Here is a 10,370-nt window from a genome sequence, read left to right on the forward strand (position 1 = left end):
AACTTGGAGAAACACATGACACAGAGAGTGGTACTCGCATTCTCCGGAGGCCTCGACACCTCCGTGGCCATTCCGTTCCTGGCCGAGAAGATGGACGCCGAGGTCATCGCCGTCGCCGTGGACCTGGGACAAGGTGGCGAGGACATGGAGGTGATCCAGAAGAGGGCCATGGACTGCGGCGCGGTCGAATCCGTCGTCGTGGACGCCAAGGAGGAGTTCGCGGCCGACTTCTGCGTGCCCGCGCTGCAGGCCAACGCCCTCTACATGGACCGCTACCCGCTCCTGTCGTCGCTGTCGCGGCCGCTCATCGTCAAGCACCTGGTGACCGCGGCCAAGCAGTTCGGCGGCACGATCGTCTCCCACGGCTGCACCGGCAAGGGCAACGACCAGGTGCGCTTCGAGGCCGGCCTGGCCGCGCTCGCGCCCGACCTGAAGGTCGTCGCCCCGGCCCGCGACTTCGCCTGGACCCGCGACAAGGCGATCGAGTTCGCCGAGCAGAAGGGCCTGCCGATCGAGACCTCCAAGAAGAACCCGTTCTCCATCGACCAGAACCTGTGGGGCAGGGCGGTCGAGACCGGCTTCCTCGAGGACATCTGGAACGGCCCCACCGAGAACGTCTACTCCTACACCGCCGACCCGGCCGTCACCCGCGACGCCGACGAGGTCGTCATCACCTTCGAGCAGGGCGTCCCGGTCAAGCTCGACGGGCGTTCGCTGACGCCGTACCAGGTGATCGACGAGCTGAACACGCGTGCCGGCGCGCAGGGCGTCGGCCGGATCGACATGGTCGAGGACCGGCTCGTCGGCATCAAGTCACGCGAGGTGTACGAGGCGCCCGGCGCGATCGCGCTGATCACCGCGCACATGGAGCTGGAGAACGTCACCGTCGAGCGTGACCTGGCCCGCTTCAAGCGCGGCGTCGACCAGCGGTGGAGCGAGCTCGTCTACGACGGCCTCTGGTTCTCGCCGCTCAAGACCGCCCTGGACGCGCTCATCGCCGAGGCCCAGAAGCACGTCAGCGGCGACATCCGGATGACCCTGCACGGCGGCAAGGCGACCGTCACCGGCCGCCGTTCGGAGCAGTCGCTGTACGACTTCTCGCTGGCCACCTACGACACCGGCGACACCTTCGACCAGTCGCTGGCCAAGGGCTTCGTCCAGCTCTTCAGCCTGCCCTCCAAGATCGCCGCCGCGCGAGACGCGAAGCGGGGCTGATGTGCACTATGGTCGCGGGGGACGATAAGGAGATGACGGTGAGTGATGGCAAGCCGATGCGGCTGTGGGGCGGGCGCTTCGAAGGCGGCCCAGCTGACGCGCTGACCCGGCTGTCGGTGAGCGTGCACTTCGACTGGCGGCTCGTGCCGTACGACCTGGCGGCGTCCAGGGCGCACGCCCGGGTGCTGCACAAGGCGGGGCTGCTGAGCGACGACGAGCTCGATCGGATGATCGGCGCGATCGACGACCTGGAGCGCGCCTGCAAGGCGGGCGAGTTCCGGCCGACGGTCGCCGACGAGGACGTGCACACCGCGCTCGAACGCGGCCTGCTGGAGCGGCTCGGCTCGCTCGGCGGCAAGCTGCGCGCCGGCCGGAGCCGCAACGACCAGATCGCCACCGACCTGCGCCTCTACCTTCGTGATCATGCCCGCACGATCGTCTCCCGGCTGGTCGAGCTGGAGACGGCGCTGATGGCCCAGGCCGAGCAGCACGCCGACACCGCGGCGCCCGGCATGACCCACCTGCAGCACGCGCAGCCGGTCTCGTTCGGCCACCAGCTGCTCGCGCACGTGCACGCCTTCGCCCGCGACATCGACAGGCTCACCGACTGGGACCGGCGCGCGGCCGTCTCGCCGCTCGGCGCCGGCGCGCTGGCGGGCTCGTCGCTGCCGCTCGACCCGCAGGCCGTGGCCGCCGAGCTGGGCTTCTCCTCGGCCGCGCCCAACTCCATGGACGCGGTGGCCGACCGTGACTTCGCGGCGGAGTTCCTGTTCGACGCGGCCCTGATCGGCGTGCACCTGTCGCGGCTCGGTGAGGAGATCGTGCTCTGGGCCTCGCAGGAGTTCCGCTGGATCGAGATGGACGACGCCTACTCCACCGGCTCGTCGATCATGCCGCAGAAGAAGAACCCCGACGTCGCCGAGCTCGCGCGCGGTAAGTCGGGGCGGCTCATCGGCAACCTCATGGCGATGCTCACGACGCTCAAAGGCCTGCCGCTCACCTATAACCGCGACCTGCAGGAGGACAAGGAGCCGGTGTTCGACTCGGTCGACACGCTGCTGCTCGTCCTGCCCGCGATGGCCGGCCTGGTCGCCACCATGCGGGTCAACACCGCGCGTATGGAGGCGTCGGCTCCCGAAGGCTTCGCGCTCGCCACCGACCTCGCCGAGCTGCTCGTCCGCCGCGGCGTGCCGTTCCGCGACGCGCACGAGGCGGTCGGCCACCTGGTGGTGTGGTGCCAGGTCCACGACAAGGACCTGGGCGAGCTGACCGACGACGAGATGGCCAAGGTGTCACCGCACCTGACGCCCGACGTCCGCGACGTGCTGAGCGTGCCCGGCGCCCTCGCCGCCCGCAAGTCCCACGGCGGCACCGCACCCGACCGGGTCCGCGACCAGCTCGTCGCGCTGCGCGAAGCGGTCGACGCCCAGGCGGCGTGGGCCGCGGGCGCCTAGACTCCGGCATGCCTTCCGGGATCCCGTGCTCGGCGCCGCTGCCGCGGCGCTTCTTCGACCGGCCGTCGCACGAGGTCGCGCCCGACCTGCTCGGGCGCGTGCTCGTGCACGGTCCGGTCGCGGTCCGGCTGACCGAGGTCGAGGCGTACGGCGGGCCCGGCGAGGATCCGGCGGCCCACACCTACCGGGGACGGACGGCCCGGAACGCGGTCATGTTCGGGCCACCCGGCCACCTGTACGTGTACTTCACCTACGGCATGCACTTCTGCGCGAACCTGGTGTGTCTGCCCGAGGACTTCGGGTCGGCGGTGCTGCTGCGGGCCGGTGAGGTGGTGGCACGGGCCGACCTGGCCCGGTGGCGCCGCTCAGGCGGCGGCTCGGGCGACGGTGGTCCGGACGGCGCTGGTCCGAGCGGCGGAGGTTCGGGTGCTTCTCGGCGTAAGCCGATCGCGGACCGCGACCTCGCTCGCGGGCCCGCCCGGCTGGCGGTCGCGCTCGGGCTGGCGCGCGAGCACAACGGGCTCGACGCCGTCTGGGAAGGCTCGCCGGTCGGGTTGCCCCACCTGCCCGACCCGGGCTCAGCCCCGCCCGGGCTCTCCGACCCGGGCTCAGCCCCGCCCGGGCTCTCCGACCCGGGCTCGGCCCCGTACGGCGACCGGCTCGACCCCGCGGCCCGGCCCGCCGACCAGCCTGACCATGCGACCCGGCTTTCCGGACAGCCGGAGCATGCGGCCTGGCTCACGGGTCTCCCCAAGGGGACCGCGGTCATGCTCGAAGGGTGGCCAGCCGAGGCGGACGCGATCAGGTCTGGCCCGCGCACCGGGATCTCGACCGCCAAGGACACGCCCTGGCGGTTCTGGATCGACGACGACCCGACCGTCTCGCCGTACCGGGCTCACACCCCGCGCCGCCGCAGCACCGCGGCCACCTCGGTCGGGGAGGTCCCCAGCTCGTGAGCACTGAAGATGTGCAGGTAGTCACCGGTGTCGATCTCCAGCATCTCGCTGCGCAGACCATACCTCCTGCGCACGTCCACCTTGACGTCCTCGATCGCCTCCCACGGCACGTGCCGCCGGCCCGCGAAGCCGTGCACCACGGTGATGCCGCTCTCGTCGGCCGCCAGCCGTACCGGGACCAGGACGTCACGGAGCCCCATGGCACCCACCAGCACGGCCGCCGGAATGGCCAGGATCACCCCCCGCACGTCATCCTGGAGGTACCAGAACAGGGCGAGACCGGCACACGCCACAGCCCCTAGGATCTTGAAAACAGCCAGCTCGCGACGGACCTTCCACATGGCGACAGAGAGTATCCAAGTGGCGGACATCCGGCGCGATCCGGCACTCTGTAACCACTCGACGTCTCCTGGAAAGCCAGCACCGTGACCGACATTCTCGATGAGCTCGAATGGCGCGACGTCCTCGCGCAGACCACCGACATCGACGCCCTGCGCGGGGCGCTGTCGAAGGGTCCGATCACGGTCTATGCGGGCTTCGACCCGACCGCGCCGTCCCTGCACATGGGCAACCTGGCCACGCTGCTGATCCTGACCCGCTTCCAGCGGGCCGGCCACAAGCCGATCGGCCTGGTCGGCGGCGCCACCGGCCTGATCGGCGACCCCAGCGGGCGCAGCACCGAACGCGTCCTCAACACCACCGAGGTCGTCGAGGAATGGGTCTCCCGGATCCGGGTGCAGGTGGAGAAGTTCCTGACCTTCGACGAAGGTCCCGCCTCGGCCGAGCTGGTCAGCAACCTCGACTGGACCGCCGAGATGTCGGCCATCGACTTCCTGCGCGACATCGGCAAGCATTTCCCCGTCAACCGGATGCTCGCCCGTGAGTCGGTAGCGGCCCGGCTCGGCGGCGACGGGCTCAGCTACACCGAGTTCAGCTACCAGATCCTGCAGGCCAACGACTACCTGGAGCTCTACCGGCGCCACGGCTGCACGCTCCAGATCGGCGGCAGCGACCAGTGGGGCAACATCACGGCCGGCGTCGACCTGATCAGGCGCGTCGAGGGCGGCCACGTGCACGCCCTGACCGGCAAGCTGATCACCAAGGCCGACGGCACCAAGTTCGGCAAGACCGCGGGCGGGTCGATCTGGCTCGACGGGGCGCTGACCTCCCCTTACGCCTTCTACCAGTACTTCCTCAACGCCGACGACCGCGACGTGGTGCGCTTCCTGAAGGTGTTCACCTTCCGCGAGCGCGAGGAGATCGAGGCGCTGGAGAAGGCGGTCGCCGACCGCCCGTTCGCCCGCGAGGCGCAGCGGACGCTGGCGGAGGACCTGACCACGCTCGTGCACGGCGCGGGCGAGCTCGCGGCGGTCGTGGCGGCGTCCAAGGCGCTGTTCGGCCAGGGGTCCCTCGAAGAGCTGCCCGTGGCGACGCTGGCGGCGGCGCTGGCCGAGGTGCCGAAGGCGATGGTTCCGGCTCTCGGGGCGCCGTTCGTGGACCTGCTGGCGGACAGCGGCCTGGTGGAGTCGAAGTCGGCGGCCAGGCGCGCGGTCAAGGAGGGCGGCGCCTACCTCAACAACGTCAAGATCACTGACGAGGCGTACGTACCGGAGGCATCGGACCTGCTCCACGGGCGGTTCATGGTGCTACGGCGCGGCAAGAAGTCGGTCGGCGGCGTCGAGGTCGGCTGACCCGCCCGTGTGAGCGCAGCGGGCCTTTCCCGGAGGGGGAGGGCCCGCTTACTTACGGGTGAACAGGGCCACGGTGAGGCCGGGCGTATCCGCCGAGTGCCAGGACCCGGCCTGCTCGTACCCCGCCTCCTGAACCGCCTTCACCCGTGGCAGCTTCTGCCCCGCGGACTTGACGCCGCGCCACACGACCCAGACCCGCTTCCAGTCGGCCAGCGCGGCGGTGACGTCATCGCGCTCCGGAAAGCCGAACCCCTCCGCCTCCGGGGCGGGCCCCAGCCGCAGCACGTCAGCCGGCATCGTCCGGTCGCCGTAGTAGTCGAACCCCGCCCGCACAGAGCTCTGCCCGAACACGATCGCGTCCTCCGGCCGAGCGTCCACCTTCCGCACAGCCCACGGAAAGTCCTCGAACCGCCCGTTGGCCTCCCGAACCTCCGCACGCTGCGGCAAGCCCACCACCACGGTGACCACCACCAGTCCGCAGCAGGCCACCACCGTCGCCCGCGGAACACTCGCCACCGCGATCCCCGCCAGCAGCGCCAGAGCGGGCGCGGCGACGAACAGGTACCGATCCACATAGACCGGCGTCACCAGGTGCGACACGGCCAGCAGGAGGAGCGGCGGCAGCACCAGCCACCCCAGCAGCGTCCCGGCCCACGCCCGGTTGCGGAGCAGCACCACACCGGCCAGCGCCACCACGAACAGCAGCACCCCCACCTCGGTGCCCCCCGCCACCATCTTCGGGAACTTCAGCAGCACCTCCGCCCCACGCTGCGGGATCCAGCTGATCGCGTGCCGCTCGCCGTACCCGATCAGACCGAGAACGAGCGCGGGCAGGCACCCGACGGCGATCGCGGGCAACCACCTCAGAAGCACGGTACGGCGGGGCAGCAGCGCGACGGCGGCGACCAACTGGGCGGGCAGCACGAGCACCGCGAACAGATGCGTGCAGCACACCAGCCCCACAGCCGCGCCATAGAGCACCCAGGGGGCGCGTTCCGCCTCCTGTGCGCGTGTGGCACGGTGGAGGGCCCAGAATGAGAAGACCACCGCGGCCGCCGCGGGCGCGTACGAGCGGGCGAAGGCACCGTAGTACGACACTGAAGGCAGCGCCGCGAACAGCGCGCCGGCCGTCACCCCCGCCCACGTGCTGTGCAGCCGCCGCCCCAGGTCCACCAGGAACCACGCGGCGACCCCGATCGCCAGCGCCGACGGCAGCCGCAGCCACAGCTCCGCCGTCCCACCCTTCACCCAGAGCTGCATGAACAGGTAGTACGGCAGGAAATGACCATCGATGTGCCGCGCCAGCTCCCACAGCCCCGGCAATGACCGGGACGCGGCGCTGATCGTGGCCAGCTCGTCACCGTTCAGCGAGGCGGAGCCCGAGCCGGTGAACGCCACGATTCCGGCGATCCCGGCCATCCACCATGGGCTTGACCTGCGCTGACGTAGGGTCGGCCGGGCTGGAGGGGCAAGGGTGGAGGCGGTGGTCACCGGGGCAGAATACGCGCATAGGCTCGGATTTATGCCTGAAGTGATCGTGTTCGACCTTTACGGGGTTATCGCCCGTGTTCAGACGCGTGAGGCCAAGCAGGGCCTCGTCGACCTCTCCGGGGTCCCGGGGGAGAGGTTCTGGGAGGCGTACTGGGAGTGCCGGCCCGCGTATGACGCCGGCCAGGACGCCAAGGCGTACTGGGCCGCGGTCGCCGGACGGCTGGACACGCGGTTCGCCGACGTGAGCGCGCTGATGGCAGCCGACCTGGAGAGCTGGTGCCATGTCGACGCCGAGATGGTCGCCGTGGTGCACGAACTGGCCGACCGGGGACGGACGCTGGGGCTGCTGTCGAACATCGTCCCCGACCTGGTGCCGGTATGGGAGGCGCAGCATGGTGACTGGCTGGGGCGGTTCGCGTCGCTGACGTACTCGTGCCAGATCGGGGTGGCGAAGCCGGACCGGCGCGCTTACGAGATCTGCGCGCGGCGGCTGGGAGTGGAGCCGGGGGAGGTGCTGTTCTTCGACGACAACGAGGCCAATGTCGTCGCGGCGCGGGAGGCTGGGATGGCGGCGGAGCTGTTCACCTCTCCGGCCCAGGTACGCGCGCTCACGCTTTCCGCCCCTTGACCGAGGATCCGGGTGGCTGCCGGTGACATCGCCCTGCCACCAGCCCGAGATCTCGGCGCGGGACCCGAGACAGGGCTTGCCCTTTGCCTGCGCGGCTGGGTGAGCTGCTTGCTCAGCACCTCACCCAGCTCGCCGTCCGCATTCTCAGCACGCGGAGATCAACAGCTCGTTCGCCGGCCTTGGACCGACAGCTACTCCTTCGCCCGCGTCGGGCAGAGACTGACAGACACTCGCTCGCCCTCGCCGGGCACGACCACCTCTCCGGCATCCGCCCGCGCAACTGGGCCTCCCGCTCGGCTAAGCGCGGTCGTACGTGCCGACCGCTACAGGCGTACAGCGGTTGGATGCAGTGCCCAACTGGAGACCCGCGGCGGTGTGGTGCTGCTGGTCGGGCCGTGTCAGGTCGCCGACCAGGGCGATCCGTTCGCGCCAGGGCAGCCGAGGCGTCGCCAGGTCGCTGGTGAGCCCGGCCAGCACCGCCCACCCGCAGAGCCACCCGGGCCATGGCGGCCATCTCAGGGCGTCACTGGCTGGTCGTACGTGTCGGCCGGGCGACGATGACCACCCGCCGCTCCGCGTCTCCCACCGGCCGGTCGTACGACAGTCCGTAGCGGGTGGCGAGCACATCGAAGAGGTCACCCGAGGGGTCCGGATCGATCCGCTCCACCACGGCGCGGATCTCCAGGTATCGGTACGGCTTATCGGGATCGTTGATGGAGACCGCCAGATCACCATTTTCCACAACATTTCGGTACTTCTGGCGGTCTGTGGTGGTCGTGAAGCGCAGGTACTCGCCGTCCCACACCGTCCAGACGGGGTTCACCTGTGGCTTCCCGCCAGGCCCGATGGTGGCCAGGTGCGCGAACAGCGGTCGGGTCAGCAGGTCCAGGTGGCTCTCAGGGATCACTTTCCGGCTCCTCATTCCTGTTGTACGGTTCCGGCACACTATCAAAGCTTTTATAACAGTCAAGGTTGGTTTGCTTGTACCATCTGTTGGCATGGGAATGCCCGCGGAGGAACGCCTCGGCCTCGACATCAAGCGGGCCGAACAGGAGCTGATCGCCGCCAAGCAGATCGCGGTCAGGCCCACCGGGCTGACGGTTCCGCAGTACGCGACGCTTTACGTGTTGGCCGCCAATCCCGGCATCTCGGCCGCCGCCCTGGCTCGAGCCTGCCTGGTAACCCCGCAAGCGATGACGGTGGTGCTGAAGAACCTCGACGCGCGCGGCCTGGTGAAGCGTACGCCGCACCCATGGCACCGCAACGTCCTGGAAACCCAGCTCACGGACGCCGGCCGCATCGCACTGGAGGCGGCGGACGAACGGGCGGTACGGATAGAGCAGGCGATCGCCGACGAACTCACCACAGAGGAGCGGGACACCCTGCGCTCCCTCCTCAGCAGGTGCGGCGCGGCGATCGAACGGGCATCCACGCAACTGTGAATGCCGGACTCACCTGCCGGGCTCAGTCGTCGCGCCAGGTGGCATGGCGCCCCAACCAGCCCCCCGACACCCTGACCTCCACCATCTGCCTTGGTGCTCAGCCGGACCCCGTACACCGGCTCTCATCAGCTGCCCTGGTGCCCGGCCAGACTCCGTTTACCTGGCTCTCGCCAGCTGCCCTGGTGCCCGGTCAGACCCGTACACCCGGCCCTCGCCATCTGCCTTGGCGCGCGGTCGGACCCTCTTCACCGGCGTCGGCCATCCTGCCAGCCTCGCCCCCGGCCGCCGCGTTACCCACGCCAGCCTCCGCCCGCTACCTCGCCACCTCACCAGTCGGCCACTGCGCACTCATGCCGGTCCGCTACACCCACGCCTTTCGCCACTCGCTACCTCGCGGGCCCGTGCCCCGACCGGCGCGCACCACACCAGTCCGTCACTGCCACGCGCGACAGGAACCGGGCCTCCGGTTCCCACGCCCAGTTGCTCGGCCACCACGTGTCTGGCGTCCCCAGCGCATCCATGCTCGGCGTCCGACCTTCACGCCCGGTCTCCAGGAACGCGCCCACAAACCTGGCTGTCCAGCCTCCGCGCCTGGCTTACAGGGCCTCGGCAGCCCGGCTACCTGGCCTTCACAATCCGACTACCTGCCCTCCGCGTTCGCCTTCGGAACGGTCGCATTCGGCTGCCGATCTCCGCAGCCGGCACGCCGCAGGTGCATCCAGGCAGCGCTCCGGCCCCCACTCTGGGTCTCAGAGTCGCCCACCCCGAGGGGTTGCTTGGGCCAGGGCCCAGAGCCGTCCCCCGAGGGGCAGCTCGGGCCAGGGCCCAGAACCGCCTACTAGGAGGGGTTGCTGGGTCCGGATGTCCGATGGTCTCCGAGCCGCGACATGTCCCGTTGGGTCCCTCCCCTCCACACCCTCGATGCTCCGAAGTCCTGGTCAGCTGACTCTCTGGGCTGCGTCTCCGCAGGTGGAGTCCGGTCTTTGTCCGACGTTCGGGAGAGACGTCCCAGGGCGTGGTGAACCCCGATTTGACGTAGGGCCAACGGCGACCTAATCTTTCACTTCGCCCCGGGAGTGAGCCGGACGCCGATCAGGCGGACGGGCCCCAGGGCAAGCCCCTTGAGATAACGAGCCACTCGGCCAGGTCGCTTCAACGCGCACTTCGGTACGAGTCGTCTCGGGCGCGCTCAGATCACCGGAAAATCGGTTGATTCGACAAGCCCAGGATGACACGGTAAGTTACGAGGGTTGCCCCGGAGACGGGGCGCACCATCCTAGCTAGATTTGATCGACTTCATGCAAATCTACGATTTGACACGAAATCAGCAAATCTGATAAGATGGAGAAGCGAAGTGTGCGCCTCCGAGCAAGGGTCCGGATGGATCTGAGCGAGGATGTACGCGTCCGTTTCTTGAGAACTCAACAGTGTGTTAAAAGCCAGTGCATGATGCACAACCCCGTCATGTCCATGCTTTCGGGTGTGGATGACGG

At 69.5% G+C, this 10,370-nt stretch carries 10 protein-coding genes; 6 read left to right on the forward strand and 4 right to left on the reverse strand.

Annotated features, from left to right (window positions below; all coding sequences use genetic code 11):
* Nucleotides 1–15: 15 nt before the first annotated feature.
* The 3 genes from AB0B91_RS28895 to AB0B91_RS28905 are packed head-to-tail and all read left to right on the forward strand — an operon-like array spanning nt 16 to nt 3,625.
* Nucleotides 16–1,215: an argininosuccinate synthase gene (locus AB0B91_RS28895; protein ID WP_358325974.1), complete on the forward strand. Its 1,200-nt coding sequence runs from the start codon at nt 16–18 to the stop codon at nt 1,213–1,215.
* Between the two features lie 32 nt (nt 1,216–1,247).
* Entirely contained in the window at nt 1,248–2,669 is a 1,422-nt protein-coding gene (argH, locus tag AB0B91_RS28900; RefSeq protein ID WP_358325976.1) for an argininosuccinate lyase, read from the forward strand.
* A gap of 8 nt (nt 2,670–2,677) precedes the next feature.
* Nucleotides 2,678–3,625 (forward strand): DNA-3-methyladenine glycosylase, encoded by a 948-nt coding sequence (locus AB0B91_RS28905; RefSeq protein WP_358325979.1) that lies wholly within the window; start codon nt 2,678–2,680, stop codon nt 3,623–3,625.
* Here AB0B91_RS28905 and AB0B91_RS28910 read toward each other — a convergent pair.
* On the reverse strand, nt 3,565–3,966 hold the full coding sequence (locus AB0B91_RS28910; protein ID WP_358325982.1) for a PH domain-containing protein: 402 nt from the start codon (nt 3,964–3,966) through the stop codon (nt 3,565–3,567). The genes AB0B91_RS28905 and AB0B91_RS28910 overlap by 61 nt on opposite strands.
* 84 nt (nt 3,967–4,050) lie before the next feature.
* Here AB0B91_RS28910 and tyrS point away from each other — a divergent pair, with 84 nt between their 5' ends.
* Nucleotides 4,051–5,316: a tyrosine--tRNA ligase gene (gene tyrS, locus AB0B91_RS28915; RefSeq protein WP_358325985.1), complete on the forward strand. Its 1,266-nt coding sequence runs from the start codon at nt 4,051–4,053 to the stop codon at nt 5,314–5,316.
* Nucleotides 5,317–5,364: 48 nt separating this feature from the next.
* On the opposite strand, the gene AB0B91_RS28920 is transcribed toward tyrS, so the two are convergent.
* Entirely contained in the window at nt 5,365–6,735 is a 1,371-nt protein-coding gene (locus AB0B91_RS28920; protein WP_358325988.1) for a glycosyltransferase family 39 protein, read from the reverse strand.
* 103 nt (nt 6,736–6,838) lie between these two features.
* Between AB0B91_RS28920 and AB0B91_RS28925 the strand changes: the two genes are divergently transcribed.
* Nucleotides 6,839–7,435 (forward strand): HAD family phosphatase, encoded by a 597-nt coding sequence (locus AB0B91_RS28925; RefSeq protein WP_358325991.1) that lies wholly within the window; start codon nt 6,839–6,841, stop codon nt 7,433–7,435.
* A 297-nt stretch (nt 7,436–7,732) separates the two neighbouring features.
* Here AB0B91_RS28925 and AB0B91_RS28930 read toward each other — a convergent pair whose 3' ends face one another.
* On the reverse strand, nt 7,733–7,912 hold the full coding sequence (locus tag AB0B91_RS28930) for a hypothetical protein (RefSeq protein WP_358325994.1): 180 nt from the start codon (nt 7,910–7,912) through the stop codon (nt 7,733–7,735).
* A gap of 46 nt (nt 7,913–7,958) precedes the next feature.
* Entirely contained in the window at nt 7,959–8,342 is a 384-nt protein-coding gene (locus AB0B91_RS28935) for a PPOX class F420-dependent oxidoreductase (protein WP_358325996.1), read from the reverse strand.
* 91 nt (nt 8,343–8,433) lie between these two features.
* Here AB0B91_RS28935 and AB0B91_RS28940 point away from each other — a divergent pair, with 91 nt between their 5' ends.
* The gene (locus AB0B91_RS28940) at nt 8,434–8,877 is read left to right on the forward strand and encodes a MarR family transcriptional regulator (protein ID WP_358325999.1); all 444 of its coding nucleotides are present in this window, start codon (nt 8,434–8,436) and stop codon (nt 8,875–8,877) included.
* The last annotated feature ends 1,493 nt before the right edge of the window (nt 8,878–10,370 follow it).

Source organism: Nonomuraea sp. NPDC049141 (assembly GCF_040648415.1).
In the GTDB taxonomy this organism is placed as follows: Bacteria; Actinomycetota; Actinomycetes; order Streptosporangiales; family Streptosporangiaceae; genus Nonomuraea.

Excerpts from the sequence above, each read along its gene's own strand:
- AB0B91_RS28920 (WP_358325988.1), bottom strand. The coding sequence starts at position 6,735 with ATGGCCGGGATCGCCGGAATCGTGGCGTTCACCGGCTCGGGCTCCGCC.
- AB0B91_RS28925 (WP_358325991.1), top strand. The coding sequence starts at position 6,839 with ATGCCTGAAGTGATCGTGTTCGACCTTTACGGGGTTATCGCCCGTGTT.
- AB0B91_RS28940 (WP_358325999.1), top strand. The coding sequence starts at position 8,434 with ATGGGAATGCCCGCGGAGGAACGCCTCGGCCTCGACATCAAGCGGGCC.
- AB0B91_RS28905 (WP_358325979.1), top strand. The coding sequence starts at position 2,678 with ATGCCTTCCGGGATCCCGTGCTCGGCGCCGCTGCCGCGGCGCTTCTTC.
- AB0B91_RS28895 (WP_358325974.1), top strand. The coding sequence starts at position 16 with ATGACACAGAGAGTGGTACTCGCATTCTCCGGAGGCCTCGACACCTCC.
- AB0B91_RS28910 (WP_358325982.1), bottom strand. The coding sequence starts at position 3,966 with ATGTGGAAGGTCCGTCGCGAGCTGGCTGTTTTCAAGATCCTAGGGGCT.
- argH (WP_358325976.1), top strand. The coding sequence starts at position 1,248 with ATGACGGTGAGTGATGGCAAGCCGATGCGGCTGTGGGGCGGGCGCTTC.